Source organism: Pseudomonas sp. yb_5, from assembly GCF_043103865.1.
Taxonomy (GTDB): domain Bacteria; phylum Pseudomonadota; class Gammaproteobacteria; order Pseudomonadales; family Pseudomonadaceae; genus Aquipseudomonas; species Aquipseudomonas putida_Y.
On sequence record NZ_JBICKE010000070.1, the window covers coordinates 82,321 to 99,208 of the forward strand.

The 16,888-nt window shown below is 62.9% G+C and carries 20 protein-coding genes; 10 read left to right on the forward strand and 10 right to left on the reverse strand.

The features are described from left to right. The first annotated feature begins 190 nt into the window (after nt 1-190). Together ACF8GF_RS10440 and ACF8GF_RS10445 are read left to right on the forward strand one after the other, a co-directional pair. Nucleotides 191-1,177 carry a DNA-binding protein gene (locus tag ACF8GF_RS10440; RefSeq protein ID WP_176684247.1) on the forward strand — a complete coding sequence of 329 codons (987 nt, stop codon included), beginning with the start codon at nt 191-193 and terminating at the stop codon, nt 1,175-1,177. Between the two features lie 55 nt (nt 1,178-1,232). Further along, nucleotides 1,233-1,397: a DUF6021 family protein gene (locus tag ACF8GF_RS10445; RefSeq protein WP_256122357.1), complete on the forward strand. Its 165-nt coding sequence runs from the start codon at nt 1,233-1,235 to the stop codon at nt 1,395-1,397. A 97-nt stretch (nt 1,398-1,494) separates the two neighbouring features. On the opposite strand, the gene ACF8GF_RS10450 is transcribed toward ACF8GF_RS10445, so the two are convergent. The 4 genes from ACF8GF_RS10450 to ACF8GF_RS10465 all read right to left on the reverse strand — a co-directional run bounded on the left by ACF8GF_RS10450 (nt 1,495) and on the right by ACF8GF_RS10465 (nt 3,618). After that, nucleotides 1,495-1,746: a hypothetical protein gene (locus ACF8GF_RS10450; protein ID WP_176684246.1), complete on the reverse strand. Its 252-nt coding sequence runs from the start codon at nt 1,744-1,746 to the stop codon at nt 1,495-1,497. 8 nt (nt 1,747-1,754) lie between these two features. Next, nucleotides 1,755-2,255 (reverse strand): DUF4142 domain-containing protein, encoded by a 501-nt coding sequence (locus ACF8GF_RS10455; RefSeq protein ID WP_392515170.1) that lies wholly within the window; start codon nt 2,253-2,255, stop codon nt 1,755-1,757. Between the two features lie 110 nt (nt 2,256-2,365). Beyond that, a complete protein-coding gene (locus tag ACF8GF_RS10460) occupies nt 2,366-2,887 on the reverse strand; it encodes a GNAT family N-acetyltransferase (RefSeq protein WP_176684244.1) in 522 nt (173 codons plus the stop codon). Nucleotides 2,888-2,904: 17 nt separating this feature from the next. After that, nucleotides 2,905-3,618, reverse strand: a complete 714-nt coding sequence (locus tag ACF8GF_RS10465) for an MgtC/SapB family protein (protein WP_176684243.1) — start codon at nt 3,616-3,618, stop codon at nt 2,905-2,907. Nucleotides 3,619-4,014: 396 nt separating this feature from the next. Here ACF8GF_RS10465 and ACF8GF_RS10470 point away from each other — a divergent pair, with 396 nt between their 5' ends. Further along, nucleotides 4,015-4,482 carry a sterol desaturase family protein gene (locus tag ACF8GF_RS10470; protein WP_004374446.1) on the forward strand — a complete coding sequence of 156 codons (468 nt, stop codon included), beginning with the start codon at nt 4,015-4,017 and terminating at the stop codon, nt 4,480-4,482. Between the two features lie 43 nt (nt 4,483-4,525). Here the strand turns inward: ACF8GF_RS10470 and ACF8GF_RS10475 are convergent, their stop codons facing one another. Continuing rightward, on the reverse strand, nt 4,526-5,419 hold the full coding sequence (locus tag ACF8GF_RS10475; protein ID WP_176684242.1) for a bile acid:sodium symporter family protein: 894 nt from the start codon (nt 5,417-5,419) through the stop codon (nt 4,526-4,528). 184 nt (nt 5,420-5,603) lie between these two features. Between ACF8GF_RS10475 and ACF8GF_RS10480 the strand changes: the two genes are divergently transcribed. From ACF8GF_RS10480 to ACF8GF_RS10500, 5 genes are all read left to right on the forward strand, one after another. Continuing rightward, nucleotides 5,604-6,467, forward strand: a complete 864-nt coding sequence (locus ACF8GF_RS10480; protein WP_176684241.1) for a Dyp-type peroxidase — start codon at nt 5,604-5,606, stop codon at nt 6,465-6,467. Between the two features lie 89 nt (nt 6,468-6,556). After that, nucleotides 6,557-7,468, forward strand: coding sequence for an aldo/keto reductase (locus tag ACF8GF_RS10485; RefSeq protein ID WP_176684240.1), 912 nt, complete (start codon nt 6,557-6,559; stop codon nt 7,466-7,468). 4 nt (nt 7,469-7,472) lie between these two features. Beyond that, the gene (locus ACF8GF_RS10490; RefSeq protein ID WP_176684318.1) at nt 7,473-8,756 is read left to right on the forward strand and encodes an NTP/NDP exchange transporter; all 1,284 of its coding nucleotides are present in this window, start codon (nt 7,473-7,475) and stop codon (nt 8,754-8,756) included. A 151-nt stretch (nt 8,757-8,907) separates the two neighbouring features. Next, nucleotides 8,908-9,495, forward strand: a complete 588-nt coding sequence (locus ACF8GF_RS10495; RefSeq protein WP_176684239.1) for a nucleosidase — start codon at nt 8,908-8,910, stop codon at nt 9,493-9,495. 85 nt (nt 9,496-9,580) lie between these two features. Further along, a complete protein-coding gene (locus ACF8GF_RS10500; protein ID WP_176684238.1) occupies nt 9,581-10,402 on the forward strand; it encodes a Ku protein in 822 nt (273 codons plus the stop codon). A gap of 22 nt (nt 10,403-10,424) precedes the next feature. Here the strand turns inward: ACF8GF_RS10500 and ACF8GF_RS10505 are convergent, their stop codons facing one another. From ACF8GF_RS10505 to ligD, 5 genes are read right to left on the reverse strand one after another with little or no spacing between them, the layout of a single operon-like run. Further along, nucleotides 10,425-11,084 carry a glycosyltransferase family 2 protein gene (locus ACF8GF_RS10505; RefSeq protein ID WP_176684237.1) on the reverse strand — a complete coding sequence of 220 codons (660 nt, stop codon included), beginning with the start codon at nt 11,082-11,084 and terminating at the stop codon, nt 10,425-10,427. Then, nucleotides 11,081-11,680 (reverse strand): bifunctional 2-polyprenyl-6-hydroxyphenol methylase/3-demethylubiquinol 3-O-methyltransferase UbiG, encoded by a 600-nt coding sequence (locus tag ACF8GF_RS10510; RefSeq protein ID WP_176684236.1) that lies wholly within the window; start codon nt 11,678-11,680, stop codon nt 11,081-11,083. Before ACF8GF_RS10510 ends, ACF8GF_RS10505 begins: the two co-directional genes overlap by 4 nt. 11 nt (nt 11,681-11,691) lie before the next feature. Continuing rightward, entirely contained in the window at nt 11,692-12,447 is a 756-nt protein-coding gene (locus ACF8GF_RS10515) for a PIG-L deacetylase family protein (protein WP_176684235.1), read from the reverse strand. Further along, nucleotides 12,444-13,487 (reverse strand): acyl-CoA dehydrogenase, encoded by a 1,044-nt coding sequence (locus ACF8GF_RS10520; RefSeq protein ID WP_392488587.1) that lies wholly within the window; start codon nt 13,485-13,487, stop codon nt 12,444-12,446. The genes ACF8GF_RS10515 and ACF8GF_RS10520 overlap by 4 nt, the downstream gene beginning before the upstream one ends. 40 nt (nt 13,488-13,527) lie before the next feature. Beyond that, the gene (ligD, locus tag ACF8GF_RS10525; RefSeq protein ID WP_176684233.1) at nt 13,528-16,029 is read right to left on the reverse strand and encodes a DNA ligase D; all 2,502 of its coding nucleotides are present in this window, start codon (nt 16,027-16,029) and stop codon (nt 13,528-13,530) included. Nucleotides 16,030-16,156: 127 nt separating this feature from the next. On the opposite strand from ligD, the gene ACF8GF_RS10530 reads away from it, so the two are divergent. Both ACF8GF_RS10530 and ACF8GF_RS10535 read left to right on the forward strand, forming a co-directional pair. After that, a complete protein-coding gene (locus tag ACF8GF_RS10530; RefSeq protein WP_176684232.1) occupies nt 16,157-16,621 on the forward strand; it encodes a phosphotransferase system, HPr-related protein in 465 nt (154 codons plus the stop codon). Next, nucleotides 16,618-16,842 (forward strand): metallothionein, encoded by a 225-nt coding sequence (locus ACF8GF_RS10535; RefSeq protein ID WP_392488588.1) that lies wholly within the window; start codon nt 16,618-16,620, stop codon nt 16,840-16,842. The genes ACF8GF_RS10530 and ACF8GF_RS10535 overlap by 4 nt, the downstream gene beginning before the upstream one ends. The last annotated feature ends 46 nt before the right edge of the window (nt 16,843-16,888 follow it).

Below are 16,888 nucleotides of genomic sequence, written 5' to 3' on the forward strand. Positions count from 1 at the left end.
CCGACACAAGGTGGCGAGCCCGCAGCTTCCGTACGGTTGCGCAGGTCGAAAACAAGACCAATTTGCGTAACACATGCGATAAGCCGTGATTATTCCACCTGAGGAAATGTTTGCAGGGGTGGTTTGATATTGCCATAATTGGTACGTAATTACATGTTACATAACACAGTACAAAATCGTAGGAGCAAGCATGGCCCGTGGCGGTATCAACAAGGTGGTAGTGCAGCAGGCGCGTCAGGCGCTGATTGCCCGGGGCGAAAACCCCAGCATCGATGCCATACGTATCGAGTTGGGCAATACCGGCTCCAAAACCACGATTCACCGCTACCTGAAGGAACTGAACGGCCAGCAGCCGATGGCTTCCGAAGGCGGCGTCGCGCTGAGCGATGTGCTGAGCCGCCTGGTCGGGCAATTGGCAACCCAACTGCAGGACGAGGCCGACCTGAAGATCGAGCAGGCCGAGAGCACCTTCACGCAACAGCGCGAGACGCTTGAGGCGCAGCTGGAAATCGCCCAGCAGGCACTGGCTGCAGCGCACCAGCAACACAAGATCGATGCCGCGGCATTGGCGGCCGAGACAGAAAAACTGTTGTCCACACAAAGCACGCTGCAGGCCGAACAGCTGCGCAGTGCCAGCCTCAACCAGGCGCTGGGTGAGTTGCAGGTGCGCCTGGCTGACAAGGACGAGCAGGTCAAGTCCCTGGAAGACAAGCACCGCCATGCCCGCGACGCCCTGGAGCACTACCGCAATGCCAGCCGTGAACAGCGCGAGCAGGAACAGCGCCGCCATGAAGCGCAGTTGCAGCAGATGCAGGTGGAGTTGCGCCAGTTGCAGCAGGGCATGATCGTCAAGCAGGACGAACTTACCCGTTTGCACCGCGACAATGAGCGTTTACTGGGAGAGCACCGTCAGGCGGCCAGTGAATGCCGGGCACAGGATGAGTTGCTGGAGCAGCGCGATGCGCAGATCCAGGGCCTGCGCACGATCCTGGCCCAGGCACAAGGTGCCAGCGAAGAGATGCGCCGCCAGCTCGATGTGCAAGCCCAAAGCCTGGAAGCCAGGCGCGACCTGTGCGCCGAGCAGGCGCGGCAGCTGCAGCGGCTTGAGGAGCAACTGCAGGCGCGTGATGAGGCGTTGGCACAGTGTCGGGCGCAGTTGGCCCCGGGCGCAGATTAATCAAACTTTTCCTGGCGGGTGGTTTCTTCCCTAGACACTCACCGGAGACAACGCCATGCCTGGATCTCAACCACCACGCAAAGAGGGGCCTCACTCGACCGAGCAGGCCGATAAAAAGACGGACCTTGGTTTCGACCCCGATTCCCCGGATGTCGAAGACCCTCAAGTCGACCCACAGGGGCCGGCCAAGCCGCCTGGAGACATTGAGAAAAAGGAGTGAGCCACGGCCTTGATGACTGGCCTCATCGCCGGCAAGCCATGCGCTATCCCTCGGGGCGGGCTTGCTGGCGACAAGACCAGACCAGACCAGGCAAGTGTCAGCCCTCGGCGCGCCTGGCGGCCTCTACGCCCGCCGCCGACAGCTTGATCGGATAGTGCACGCTGATCTGGTGATCACTGCTTACTGCCACGCTCCCGTCGTGAATCAAACCGGCTTCCTGCAGCGTCTTGAGCATGCCGGCCACCGCCTTTTCGCCGCGGTAGTTGTCCAGCACTTCCTTGCCCAGCCCTTCGGGGTGCGCATGCAACAGGCGGGTAAGTACTTCGGTCTTCAATGCATGGTTACTCATGTGCGGCCTCACTTGCCGTGCTTGGACTGAAGGGCTTTTGCCTGCTCCAGGTGCTGTTCGAGTTTGGGCAGCGTTTCGCTGGCAAAGGCCTTCAGCTCGGCCTTGTCGGACGATGCAGCCTCTTTCTTGAACAGCTCCACCGCTTTTTCGTGAGCGTCGACCTGGTTGTTGAGGTACGCCTTGTCGAAGGATTCGTCGCGCCATTCCAGGATCATTTTCTTGACCTTGTCGGTCATTGCGGCCTCATCCGGCACGGAAATGTCCAGTTTGCGGGCAATGTCGCCGAGTTTCTGGTTGGCCTGGGTGTGGTCGGTGACCATTTGCCGGGCGAAGGTCTTGATCTCGGCGTTCTGGCTTTTCTCCTGAGCCAGCTTGCCTGTCACCACTTCGGCAATACCGGCCTCGGTGGCCGCATCTACGAAATCATCGGAAGTCGCCGCCATTGCGTGCACCGATGCCAAGCCGAGCACCATGGAAAAACCAACGCGTCTGATGAAGAGACTATTCATGCTTCACTCCTTAAACCGTGGCGCGACCGCAGTGTCGCGTACGGTTGAGGGTGAAGCCGTGGCAAAGGTTTAATCTTTTTCGCTGCCGGTTTCGACCGCGCCACACTGAACTATAGGGTGAGAGGCGGCGAAACGCGCAGACGCATTACACAACGCCCGCTGAGGCCGTGAGCATGCTCGCTGGCCAGGATGCCCCGGAGCCGATCGCAAAGCCGGCTTTCCTCAAGCATCTCAAAACCGAAACGTGCATAGAACGGCGCATTCCAAGGCACATCCACGAAGGTGGTCAGCGTCAGCTCGCGTACACCGGCGCAGCGCCCTGCATCGACCACTTGCTGCAGCAACCGGCGCCCGACACCTTGCCCTTGGGCCTCCTGGCGCACCGATATTTCATGAAGGTGCAATGCCTGATCCGCCAGCCGGGCGCATGCAAAACCCACAATGCACCCAGCCGCGTCCTGCGCCACCCAACTACCACCTGCCTCGACGAAAGCCCTGTGCGCCGCGCAATCCATGACTTCGCCTTGCGCCAGCCAGGCCAGTGCCGGCCAACTGACAAATGCCTGGGCTGCCGAGCGCTCGACGTCCGGCAGCCACTCAATGTCCTGTTCAAGGGTAGGGCGGATAAGCATGAATCACTCCTGTCGTTCTAATCCGTCGCCAGCACCTGCGGCTTTAATTGCCAGCGCACCGAGCTTACACCTTTCTCCAGGCTGACCCTGCTGACCAGGCGCTCCAGCTGCGCCGGTGCCTGCGCGGTGCCCAACAGCTCGGCGCGCACTTCCAGGCGCGCAGGGTTGTCCAGGTCCTGGCTCTGCAACGACTGCAGGCGCAGCTGTGGATCGCCCAGGCTGTGCAGCATCAGGCTACGCACCTGGATCTCGTCCTCGCCGCGGCAGACGATACGGACTTCGAAGTGCTGTTCCACCTCGCTGGCCGGCACCACGTCCTGACGGTCCAGGCGCTGGGCGATATCACGCAACAGGATGTTGGCGCAGAGCACCACCAGGCTACCCAGTGCCGCCTCCATCATCAGCCCAAGGCTGCACAGCACGCCGACCGCAGCCGTGCACCACAAGGTGGCCGCGGTGTTCAGGCCACGTACATTGAAACCATCGCGCATGATGACGCCACCGCCGAGAAAGCCGATGCCCGACACCACATAGGCTGCGACGCGCGACGCATCTGCAGGCGCCATGCCTGGCACCGCCTGGGTCATCAATACGAACAGGCAGGCACCGGTACTGACCAGCGCATTGGTGCGCAGGCCGGTCAGGCGCTGGCGCAATTGCCGCTCGGCACCGATCAGCGCACCCAGCACCAAAGCAATGCTGACGCGCAGCAGAAATACTTTCCAATCCATAGCAAACCTCTTCCGCAGGCACACGCCTGCATGAACGCCATCAGTTGGCGCGGTTGAAAAACCAGAAAATTGCGCAGGACCACGAGGAGGGAAGGAGAAGCGGGGTTACAGGAAACCACCGTCTTGCCAGCGCGGCCAGACAGTGCAGAACATTGCCGGGCTAGCGCGCCACGCGGGCCTGTCGCAAGCGACTGGGGCTACTGTCCAAGGCAGGTCTCCTGTTGAGGAAGGCAAAATTGCGTCGCGGACCATACGCCGCAGGGCAGAGCAGGTCAAGGGCAAAATCATGACAATGGCTTCATCCGGGAACGGCCTGCTGCCGGTCACGCCCACATGGAAAAAACCCTGGGCAGCCGGTAACCTTGCGCCTTCCTTTGCCATCACCCGGACCGTTCCATGCTGTTCAATCTCGCCATATTGTTCGGCACCCTGGTGGCCATGGAGGGCGTTGGTACGCTGGCTCACAAGTACATCATGCATGGCTGGGGCTGGTGGCTGCACCGATCGCACCATGAGCCACACCTGGGCATGCTCGAAACCAACGACCTGTACCTGGTGGCCCTGGGGCTGATCGCCACGGCGCTGGTGGCGCTGGGCAAAAGTGGTTATGCGCCTTTGCAGTGGGTGGGCGGTGGTGTGGCAGGCTATGGGGCGCTGTATGTGCTGGCCCACGACGGCTTCTTTCACCGGCACTGGCCGCGCAAGCCGCGGCCGGTCAACCGCTACCTGAAACGCTTGCACCGCGCGCACCGCCTGCACCATGCGGTGAAGGGGCGCACGGGGAGCGTGTCGTTCGGGTTCTTCTATGCGCCGCCGCTTAAGGTGTTGAAGCAGCAATTGCGCAGCAGGCGCAGCCAATCGTGACGCATCCCTGACAGGCCCGGCACCTGCCGGGCATTGGGTGACGTCAGTTCACGGTTTCACCCTTGGGCTCTGCCGCCACATGCCCGCGGCTCACCCACCAGCCAAACCCGGCCGCGGTAAAGAACATGATCAAGCTGTACAACGCAGCCGGCACCGCCATGGTCGCGTTGTTCAGCAGCGAAGGGCTCAACGCCAGGGCAATCGCCAAGGTCCCGTTATGGATGCCAATCTCCATACCAATGGCAATCGCCTGGCGCTTGGGAATGTTCAACAGCCGCGGCACCCAATAGCCCACTGCCAGGCTCAGCAGGTTGAACAGCAGCGCCGCCAGCCCCACCACCGGTGCGTACTCGACCACCGTCTGCCAGTCCTTTGCCAATGCCAGGACGATAGTGAAGGCCAGGAACAGCGCAGCCACCAGCTTCATCGGTTTTTCCATGCGCGCAGCGAATGCCGGGGCGAAATGGCGAATCAGCATGCCCAGCGCCACCGGCAGCAAGACGATGGCGAAAACCTGCATGACCTTGGCGAACTGCAGTGGAATAGCCTGGTCCGAGGCCATGAACCAGCTCAGCGACAGGTTCACCAGCAACGGCATGGTCAGGATCGCGATCAGTGAGTTGACCGCTGTCAGGGTGATGTTCAACGCCACGTCACCGTGGGCCAGATGGCTGAACAGGTTGGCCGTGGTACCGCCCGGCGAAGCAGCCAGCAGCATCAGCCCCACTGCCAGGGCAGATTCCAGGCCAAAGCCATTGGCGATCAGAAAGCACACCAGCGGCAACAGCAGGATCTGGCAAACCAGGCCCACCACCACGGGCTTTGGGTACTTCACCACGCGAGCGAAGTCAGCCAGGGTCAGTGACAACCCAAGGCCAAGCATGATGATGCCCAGGGCAAGCGGCAGAAACGCAGTGAGCAGGGGCGAGGCAGTCATGAGGGCGTTCTCGGGCGAAGGATCTGAAGCAGTGTAGGTCGGCCCTGATTGATAGCTAATTGCAATGGGCCAGCTCTTGGTAACCGTTTGTTACCAAGCACAGCGGCTGGCGAGGCTGCATGCCGCATTGCAGCAGGCCTGCAGGCGAAGTAGCATTCCGCTTTTAACCTAGGATTAGCCTGATATGCCGTTCCAGCAAGGTCTGCTTGCCACCCCGGTGCCGGCCCACGCCCGTCACCTGTTCTTCACCCTGCAGTCGCCCGAGGCGTTGCCTGCCGCGCTGGATGCCTTGCTGCCGCAGGTCGATGGCGAACAGTTGCTGCTCGGCGTAGGCGCCCCGCTGGCCAAGGCCCTGGGCCGTGAAGTACCAGGCCTGCGCGCTTTTCCGCTGCTGGATGCTGCGGTGGAGAACCCCAGCACCCAACACGCCCTGTGGCTGTGGCTGCGTGGCGACGAACGTGGCGATCTGCTGCTGCGTGCCCAGGCCCTGGAGCAGGCGCTGGCACCCGCCCTGCAGTTGGCCGACAGCGTTGATGGCTTCCTGCACCGGGGTGGCCATGACCTTACCGGTTACGAAGACGGCACCGAAAACCCGGTGGACGAAGATGCCGTACAAGCGGCCATTGCCGGCGATGGCTCCAGCTTTGCCGCGTTCCAGCTGTGGAAGCACGACCTGGAATACTTCAAGTCGTTGCCTCAAGCTGACCAGGACAACATCATCGGCCGCCGCCTGAGCGACAACGAAGAGCTCGACGACGCCCCCGAGTCCGCGCACGTCAAGCGCACCGCCCAGGAAAGCTATGAGCCCGAGGCGTTCATGGTCCGTCGCTCGGTAGCCTGGGCGGACCAACGCGGCGCCGGCCTGGCCTTCGTCGCCCTGGGCAAAAGTTTCGAGGCATTCGAAGTGCAATTGCGGCGCATGAGTGGCCTGGAAGACGGCATCATCGACGGACTGTACCGCTTTAGTCGCCCGCTGACGGGTGGCTACTACTGGTGCCCGCCGATGGGCGAGACGGGTGTTGATCTGAGCCTGTTGCTGCGGGCCTGATCACTAAACATCCAGATACAGAAACACCCGCAGGCGAGGGACAGAGCGGCTAGCCTTGAAAGTTTCCGATTCATGACGGGAGATTTTCCATGTACGCACGTCGTGAAGTCCTGCGCGCAGGTGCAACATTGGGGTTGCTGGCCGCCGCCAGTCCTTGGCTGCACGCTACCGTGCCGGCGGGTTTGCTGGCCCGTAAAGTCCCGTCCACCGGTGAAGCGTTGCCAGTGATCGGTGCCGGTACTTCTGGCAGTTTCGAGGTAAAAAGTGGTTCACCCCAATACCTTCAGCTCAGAACCGTGCTGAAGGCGTTTTTCGAAGGCGGCGGCCGGGTGATCGATACCTCGCCCAACTACGGGGGAGCCGACAGCATTCTCGGCCAGTTGCTGGAAGAGGGCGGCTGGCACCGCCAGTGCTTCATTGCCACCAAGATCGCCGCCAATAGCCGGTCCGAAGCCCAGGCGCAGTGGGCCGGCAGCCTCAGGAGCCTGCGTACCGACAAGGTGGACTTGCTGCAGATTCACAACCTGCGTGACTGGCAGACCCAGCTGCCTTATGCCCGCGAGTTGAAGCAGCAGGGCGGGACACGTTATGTCGGCATCACCCATTACCTGAACAGTGGCCACGACGACGTCGCCCGTATCGTGCGCAGCGAGCCGCTGGACTTCATCCAGATCAACTACGCGGTCAACGCTCCCGACGCCGCCCGTGAACTGCTGCCTCTGTGTCAGGACAAGGGTGTTGCGGTACTGATCAACCGGGCCTTCGACGATGGCCGGCTGTTCGCCCGGGTCAAGGGCCAGGCCTTGCCGGGCTGGGCTGCCGAGGCAGGCATCGGCAGCTGGGCACAGCTCTTTCTCAAGTTCGCCATCAGCCACCCGGCAGTGACCACGGTCATACCCGCTACCAGTCGGCCTGATCGCCAGCTCGATCAGCTCAAGGCCGGGCATGAGCCAATGCTCACCCAGGCGCAGCAACAGGCGCTGATCAAACAGTTTGCCTGACACCATGCAAGCCTGGCGGCGGCGCCTGGACCAAGGGCTGAACATCCAGCCTGGTGAGGGGGCGGCGGTAGTCGCCGGCTTGTTGCTGTTCTACCTGTTGTTCACCGGTTACTTCATGCTGCGCCCGGTGCGCGAGACCATGGGCGTTGCCGGTGGCGTGGAAAACCTGCAGTGGTTGTTCACCGGCACCTTCATTGCCACGTTGGCGTGCCTGCCGCTGTTTGGCTGGCTAGCATCCAAGGTGCAGCGCAGGCACATCCTGCCTTGGACCTATGGCTTTTTCGTCAGCAACCTGTTGCTGTTCGCGGCACTGTTGGCCGGTAACCCTGACGATCTGTGGACCGCCCGGGCTTTCTACATCTGGCTGTCGGTGTTCAATTTGCTGACGATCTCGCTGGCCTGGAGCGTGCTCGCCGATCTGTTCTCCACCGCCCAAGGCAAGCGGCTGTTCGGCCTGCTGGCAGCCGGGGCCAGCCTGGGCGGGCTCAGTGGCCCCGTGCTTGGCACCTTGCTGGTGGCGCCGCTCGGACATGCCGGGTTGCTGGTGCTGGCGGCGGTATTTCTGCTGGGCAGTATCGGCGCGACACTGTTCCTGCAACGCTGGCGAGCACGCCAACCCATTGCGATGCAAACCAAACACCAGGACGCGCGGCCACTGGGTGGCAACCCGTTTACCGGCGCCACCGCCGTCCTGCGCTCGCCCTATCTGCTAGGCATCGCTTTGTTCGTGGTATTGCTGGCCAGCGTCAGCACATTCTTGTACTTTGAGCAGGCGCGTATTGTCAGCGAAACCTTCACTGACCGCACCCGGCAGACACAGGTATTCGGGCTGATCGACACGGTTGTGCAGGCCCTGGCCATCCTTACCCAGGTCTTTCTTACCGGGCGCCTGGCCCGTCGGCTGGGGGTCGGTGTGTTGCTGGTTGCAGTGCCGCTGGTAATGGCTGCCGGTTTCTTGTGGCTGGCACTGGCCCCGGTTTTCGCCCTGTTCGTGGTGGTAATGGTGGTACGTCGGGCGGGTGAATACGCATTGGTACGGCCGGGGCGGGAGATGCTGTTCACCGTGCTGCCCGCCGAGGACAAGTACAAAGCCAAGAACTTCATCGACACGGTGGTCTACCGCGGCGGCGATGCCCTGAGCGGCTGGGTCAAGCGTGCACTGGACGTGATGGGCGAGCACCCGCAATTGGCAATGCTCATCGGCGCGCTGCTTGCCGTGGGCTGGGCCGCGACGGGTGGCTGGCTGGGCCGGCGCCAGGCGCGCATGGAGAGCCCGCCGCACCACTGACAAGCGCACCCAATATGGCAATGTCGTTGAACGCCACCGGCCCGAACCTCTCGTAATAAAGCGAATCTGCCGATATCGCCGGGACTTGCATTTAGGCTGTGTTGGCCGACAATGACCGCGCCCTTTGCAGCCACTCGGAAACACCTGCTCCATGATGCTGATCAAGCAATTCCCCGACATTTCCCTGGATGACACGCTGTTCGTCTTTGCCCTCGAGGCGGAGGCTGGCGATGTCTTTACCGAGGTGAACACCGTGTTCACCGGCATTGGCAAGGTCAATGCCGCGATCGCCCTGACCAAGGCGATCGCAACGCGCAGGCCCAGGCTCATCGTCAACCTGGGCTCGGCTGGCAGCCAGCGTCATGGCAAGGGCGAAGTCGTGTGCTGTAACCGCTTCGTACAACGCGACATGGATGTGACCGCGCTGGGCTTTGCCCGCTATGAAACGCCCTTGTCCGATACCCCGGTGGTACTCGAGCATGGGGCGGTAATTCCCGGCCTGGCTGTGGAAACCTGTGGCAGCGGTGACAGCTTCGAGATCAACCATGGCGACGCACCTTATGACGTGGTCGACATGGAAGCCTACGTGCTGGCATTGATCGCGCGTGACGAAAGTATTCCGTTTCTGTGCCTGAAATACATTTCCGATGACGCCGGCAGCGATGCCGCGGGGGATTGGGCGGTGCAAGTGCACCTGGCGGCCGAAGCGTTCAAGCGGGTGCTGTTCAGCCAGGCGTGACGGTTGCCGCAGGGCAGGGCAGCTAAACCTTTGTCGCCCGGCGCAGTCACTTCTGGTATCAGCAGGCAACCCTGGGAGCACCCTCATGGCTCGGGCAATCTGGAAAGGCGCCATCAGTTTTGGCCTTGTGCACATCCCCGTGGCACTCAATACCGCCGTGCGCACCGAGCGTGTGGACTTCGACTGGCTGGACAAGCGCAGCATGGAGCCGGTCGGCTACAAGCGGGTGAACAAGGTGACCGGTAAGGAAATCGACAAGGACAATATCGTCAAGGGCGTAGAGTTCGAGAAGGGCCGCTATGTGGTGATCAGTGAGGAGGAGATCCGCAAGGCCCGGCCCGAAGCGACCCAGACGATCGATATCTTTTCCTTTGTAGAAGCGGGCGACATTCCGCTGCAGCATTTCGATACGCCGTACTACCTGACCCCGGACCGCCGTGGCGGCAAGGTGTACGCCTTGCTGCGCGAGACGCTGGAAAAGACCGGCAAGGTGGCACTGGCCACTGTGGTACTGCATACCCGGCAGCACCTGGCGCTGCTGCGGCCGCTGGAGGATGCGCTGGTGATGATCACCTTGCGCTGGCCTGAAGAGGTGCGCGGGCTGGAAACGCTGGAGCTGGATTCCAGTGTGACCGACAGCAAGGTGGAGAAGCGCGAGCTGGAGATGGCCAAGCGCCTGGTAGAAGACATGAGCGGGCCCTGGAAGCCTGAGGATTATCATGACGCCTTCCGCCAGACGATCATGGACCTGGTGGAAGAGAAGGCCAGCAAGGGCAAGATCGAGGCGGTGGAGAAGGGCGACGCAGGGGGGAGCGAGAAAGGTGCGGACATCCTCGACCTGACCGAACTGCTCAAGCGCAGCCTGGGTGGCAAGAAACCGGTAAAGAAAACGCGCAAGGCTTCATGAACACCGCCGAAATCCATTGATTTCAAGGCTGCGCCTGCAACCCGGCCAGGTAATCACCAAACCCCTCGCGGGCGCGGCTATCGCGCCGGCTGCTGGTGGCCACACTATGCCTGGCGGTCCAGATGATCTGGGCACCGCTGGCCTGCAGGTCGCTGACCAGTTGCACATCTTCATGCGCCGCCAGGGGCTGGAAGCCACCCACACGCTCATAAGCATCGGCACATACCCCCAGGTTCGCGCCGTGCACATGCCGATGCCCTTCGCACGCCTGGTAGCGGCTCTGGTACAGCTTGCGCAGCGCGGCGGTCTGCCAGGGTTGCCAGTACTCGACATGCACGGTGCCGCAAACCACCTCGGCGCTACAGGCCAGCTGCGACAGCAGCCAGTGCGCCGGGACCCGGCTGTCCGCATCGGTGCATGCCAGCCACGTGGCGCCACGCTCGACCATGTGCGCCGCCCCCACACGACGTGCCATGCCGACATTACCGGCATCCACCTCCAGCATGTGTACAGCGAAACGCCGCGCCACGGCAGCGCTGCCGTCGCTGCAGCGGTCCAGTACCACCAGCACTTCCACGTGCAGCCCCGTTTGCTGCGCCTGCTGGGCAGCCACCAGCACCGCCCGCAGGCATCGCCCAAGGCGGCGGGCTTCGTTATGCGCAGGGATGACAACGGCAATCATGGGCACGTCTCATCGAGATCGACGACGCTTGGCTGGCATGACCAGCACTCCAGCAAAAAGTCCGCCTCCTCATGCCGGAACTGCTGATGCAACGGCAAATGCCGGGTCAATAGGCGGTGCACTTCGCGACCGTCCTGAGGGCAACCCGCGATAGGGTGCTTCCAGTGACAGGCCAGTAGCGCGCCGTCGTAGCCAAGGCTGGCCACCGACTGTTCGATCACCTGCAGCCAGTCGGTGGGATCAAGGTAATAGCCCACCTCGCTGAGCACGATCAGGTCAAAGCGCCCGCCTGGCCAGTCCCCCGGTAGCCGGGCCCGCTCGACCGTAGCGTTGTGCACGTGAGCCAGGCGTTCCCGGGCCAGGCCTACGGCCGTCGGGTCCAGGTCCTGGCATAGCAGGTCAGCGCAGCGCTCGGCCAGCAGCGCACTGAGCTCGCCATTCGCGCAGGCTGGCTCGAACACACGCTGATAGCACTGGCGTGGCAGGCTGGCCATCACCAGTTCGCGTTTGCGCTTCTCATACCAGCGGCTGCGAAAGGCCCAAGGGTCTTCATTGGTGGCGTATAGCTCGGCAAAATACTGAGGATCGAGGCTCATGACAGCTCCACTCAAAGGAACACCAGTTCGAAAGGTTGCAGAAGGCAATCCAACAGGTGCGGCGGTAGCACCGGCGGCTGCTCGCCGTCCGGCTGCAGCTGGCTGACGTGGGCGGCCAAGGCTTTGCGCTTGCGTGCCAGATGGCTTTCATCGAGCTGCAGACGGTGCGCACGGGGCCATGGCAGGCGCGGGTCGTCAGGCTCAGCCCAGTGCCAGGCCCAGACCGGTACCTCAGCCAATTGCACCCCACGGGCTGCAGCCGCCTGCGCAGCGGCGCGGCCGACGGCCTCGTGATCGCAATGGCCGTCACTGCGCCAGGTGGCCATCAGCAGGTCATTGGGGCGCAGTAACTGCGTGAGGTGACTGGCCAGAAACGCTTCTTCGCGCGGCAACTGGCCGTCCTTCAGATGGAGCCTGCGCCAGTCCAGGCGCTCAAGGTCCAGGTCGAGCTGTTGCAGGGCCTGTCTGCTTTCCTGGGGGCGCTGGCGGCGCAAGCGATGTTCGGTCCAATGGCTGGAGCCGGGGTGGCTGCCTTCGCCGTCGGTGGCGGAGACCAGCACCAGCTCATCCTCGCGCCCTTTGAAGCCTGCCAGCAGGCCGCCGGCCATGAGAATTTCGTCATCCGGATGCGGCGCAATCAATACCAGCCGGCGCCCCGGCGGGCACAGTTGGTGTGCGTCGAGCCAGGTTGCACGCGCCAGGTGCGCGCTATGCTGCCAGGCTGTCCAGGGCGTGCCACCGGCGGATTGGATCAGGTTCTGGTTCATAGCTGCCATACCCCCGCTGGCAAGTGGGCCAACTGCTGGCCCAGCATCGCCAGATCGCGCTCGGCATGGCTTTGGCGCAGGAACACCGGCAGGTCGGCGCTCAGCCGGGCAAAATGACTGCAGCGACAGAACGGCGAGGCCCCCAAGGCACGCCCGACGTGGCTGATGACCTGCTCTACGGCCTGTTCTACCTGGGCGCGGGTGCGGCGAACTTCGAAACTGGCATCCACTCCGGGGTGCTGATCGATCCAGGCAGCACACTCACGCAGTGACGCCCGGGCGCCCTGCAACGCAGCATCCACAGCGCCCAGATGCGCATCGGCATGCGGGTCTGGGCGGGGTTTGCGGCAATGTTCACGCAGGTAATCCGCCAGCGCCTCGGCCGCGCCGTACCAGCAGGCGGCGATACCCGCACCGCCTTGCCAGAAGCCAGGGCGCGAAAGGTATTGGCCTGGCGTGCCGATGAGCGTGCCTGGGGTATCGTTGAACGCCACCTCGACACTGGCGGTAGTGGCCATGCCAACGGCCTGCCAGTGTTCGATGTTCAGGCCCTGGCTTGGCTGCGACAGCTCGATTGCCACCAATTGCGGCTGCTCGGCCTCATCCCAGGCGGTAATCAGCGCGCGATCGATCTGCAAGGCACCGGAACACCAGGCTTTGGTGCCGTTCAGGCGCACCTGGTCGCCTTCACGCGCAGTGATGAGGACCCGTGCATCGGGCGGCTCTGCCGCCCACACGCCCCAGATGCCGTCGTTGGCGTGGTGCGCTGCGCCGCATTCCGCCAGGATCGCCAACGCATCGGTATGGCCCTCATAGAGCTTGGTCAACGCCAGGTCGCAACCGGCCACCCGTGCCAAGGTCTGCCAGCGCAGCAAAGTGTTGCCTTGCCCCGGCAGCGGTAGCAGGTCGAGATGATCAGCTTGCAGCGCCTGGATCAGTTGCGGCAATTGGCTGTCGAGGTTGAGCGGTAACTGGCGTTCGCCAAAGGTGCGTAACAGGCGGTCAAGGGTGGTCAGGTTGAAGTCCTGAACGATGCTCATGGGCGGGCCTCCCGGTTCGTGTCCAATCGCTGTGGCGTCATCATTCGAGCCCTAGCTGCTTGCGCATGCGCGCGGTGATCGACTGGCGTACCTTGCCCATGTCGGCCCAAGGGTCGTCGACCTCCGCCAGGCGCTCGCGCAGGTTGGTGATGTTCCATTGATTGGCGGTTTTTATTTGCGCCAGTTCCTCACGCCAGACAGGTACCGATACAGGCAGCCCGTCACGGGCACGCAGTGAATAGGCGCACGCCGTGGTGGCGCCCTTGCCATTGCGCAGGTAGTCGATGAAGATGCGTCCCACGCGATTTTTCGGCCCCGACACCGCGCTCAGGCGCTCCGGGAACAGCTTGGCCAGGTAATTGACGATGGCGTGGCTGAAGTCCTTGACCTCGTCCCACCCGGTTCGCCGGGTCAAGGGCACGACCACGTGAATACCCTTGCCACCACTGGTTTTCAGAAACACCTTCAGGCCCAGCTCGTCCAGCAGGGTGAGGGTCAGTTGGGTCGCCTCCACCATTGCCTTCCAGGGCAGCGCGGGGTCAGGGTCCAGGTCGAGCACGAAACGGTCCGGTTTGTCGAAGTCCTTGTCCGTGGCGTTCCAGGTGTGCAGCTCCAGCATGTTCATCTGCACCGCGCCCAGCAGCGTGTCCGGGCGATTGATGACCATCGCCGCCTGGCCTGCCTCGGCCTTTTCATGGCTGAGTAGGTTGGGTATGTGCAGCTGGCCCGCGTTTTTCTGGAAGAACAGCTCGCCGCCCAGGCCGTCCGGGGCGCGCACCAATGCCACCGGGCGGTGCTTGAGCTGGGGCAGGATCCACTGGCTGATGCCGGCGTAATACTCGGCGACCTCGCGCTTGGTCACCCCAGTGGTGGGATCAATGACCCGGTCGGGGTGGGTCAGGCGAAGTTCACCCAGGTTTTCAGACGCCTTGGCCTGCTTGTTGCGGTTGGATACAGTCGTTGCGGGCATGGCGCGCTCCAGGTCAATGGCGGTTGCCGCCTTGTCATCGCGCAGTCCGTGGAATACCGAGTGGCGCACGATGCCGTCACGGGTCATTTGGGCATAGGCGACTTCGGCCAACAGCTGGGGCCGCAGCCAGTGCACACCACGCGCCTGGGTACCGGCAGGCGGCGAGGGCAGGGCTGGCCTGGCGACTTCCAGGGGCTTGAGCCGCGCGTGGATGCTGGCCAGTGTCGTGGTATTGAAGCCGGTACCTACCTTCCCGGCATAGCGCAGCTCGCCACTTTCGTTGTCGTGCAGGGCCAACAGCAGGGCACCAAAGCCGCTGCGGCTGCCTTTGGGGTCGGTGTAGCCGACGATCACGAATTCCTGGCGTTGCTTGCACTTGAGCTTGATCCAGTCTGGGCTGCGGCGGCCGCTGTAAACACTGTCAGCTCGCTTGCCGATCAGGCCTTCCAGCTTCAGCCGGCAGGCACTGTCGAGCAGTGACCCGACAGGTTGGTCGAAGTCGGCGGAATACTTGATGACGTCGGAATGGTTGTGTTCAAGCAGTTGGCGCAATGTATCGCGGCGGTTCTGCAGCGGTAGCTGTCGCAGGTCCTGACCGCCCAGAAATGGCAGGTCGAACAGGTAATAAGTGATGTGTTCGTCGTGCTCGGTATCGAAGGCGTTCTGCAACGCCTGGAAGTCAGCCATGCCATTCTCATCAGCCACCACCATTTCGCCGTCGAGCCAGGCCGAGTCGATACTGAGTGCGCGCAGGGCAGCAACCTGCCGGGGCATCTTGCTGCTCCAGTCATGGCCGTTGCGGGTGAACAGGCGGATGTCCTGGCCCTCGATACGGGCGAGGAGACGGTAGCCATCGAACTTGACTTCGTAGCGCCAGTCGCCGCTGGGTGGAGAATCCACTAGCGTGGCCAGCTGCGGCGGCAGCTGCGCTGGCAACGGTGCAGTCTGAGCTTTGCCAGGGCGTTTACGGCTGCTGCGCGGTGTAGCGGCTTTTTTCGCAGCGGGTTTGCGTGGCACCAGCGTGCGCTCGCTGAGCACACTGTCGGGCAGGGCCTCGACAATGCTGTACTCCGCTTCGCTGCGCGCCTGGGCGTCGTGCGACTTGACCAGCATCCATTGCTCTTTCTTGCCGGCCAAGTGGGTGCGGAACAGGTTCCACACGCCGCCAAGCTTCTCACCTTGCAGGCGGAAACGCAGCTTGCCTTTGGCGTAGCCTTCATGGGCATCGCCTTCAGGCTCCCAAGTGCCACGGTCCCAGACGATCACGTCCCCTGCACCATAGTGGCCTTCCGGGATATGGCCCTCGAAATTGGCGTAGTCCAGCGGATGGTCCTCCACATGCACTGCCAGGCGGCGCACCTTGGGGTCCAGCGAAGGGCCTTTGGGGATTGCCCAGCTTTTCAAGGTGCCATCGAGTTCCAGGCGGAAGTCGTAGTGCAAGTGACTGGCGTCGTGTTTCTGGATGCAGAACTGCAGCGCATGAGCCCGCTTGCCACGGGTGCGTTTGCCGGCGGGCTCGGGTGTGGCGTTGAAGTTGCGCTTGCGCGCGTATTCCTGCAGGGGCTTGGCCATGGCGGGCTCCGGGCAGATCACAGTCTCTAAGGTGGGAGGCGTCGGCCGAGGCGGTAGTTCAAAAAACTCTGAATCTTCCCTGAGCTGGCGCAGTCGACCGAATGAAGCCAACTGATGGAGAACGCACATGACCCGACCCGATGAACCTCAGCCGTACACCCCCAGCGAAATCGATGACACCGAAGACCGCATGGGCAGCGTGCATGAGCTGGATTTCGACGAACGCCTGGATGAGCGTGAAGGGCGTGTGGGCGACGAACGACCGGCCGCCGAGGTCGCCCGTGAGTTTCCCCCCCGACGCGTGGCGCAGAGTGGCATGACCGGCGGCGAGGCGCTGAGTGACAGCCTGCATGAGGACAATGTTACCGATGACGATTTGAGCCCGGACACGCTGCTTGACGAAACCGGTGCCCGCGATCCCCACGAGCCGGGCGGCAGAGGCGGTCCGGCAGACCAACGCCTGCGGCAGGTGGACGCCGATGAGATTGGTGGCGGCATTGGCCTGGACGAGGCCGAACTGGCCCGCTCCGCGCCGCTGGATGGGGTGCCCTGGACCGATGATGTAATTGACGACGAGGAGAACAAGCCATGAACGAACAACGCTGCGCGTGCACGCATTGTTCCTGCACGGTGGATGCCAATGCCCTGCAGCGCGACGGTAAGGCATATTGCTGCGAGGCCTGCGCCACCGGCCACCGCAAGGGTGAGCCATGCCGGATGCAGGACTGCCATTGTGGTGAAAAGCCGGGCGAGAATGCGGTGGACAATGCGCTGGATGAAACCTATCCGGCGAGTGACCCCAGTTCGCCCTGAGGCCGATAGGCGGGCTGCCCTTTCACCCGGGCGCCAGTCATTGGGG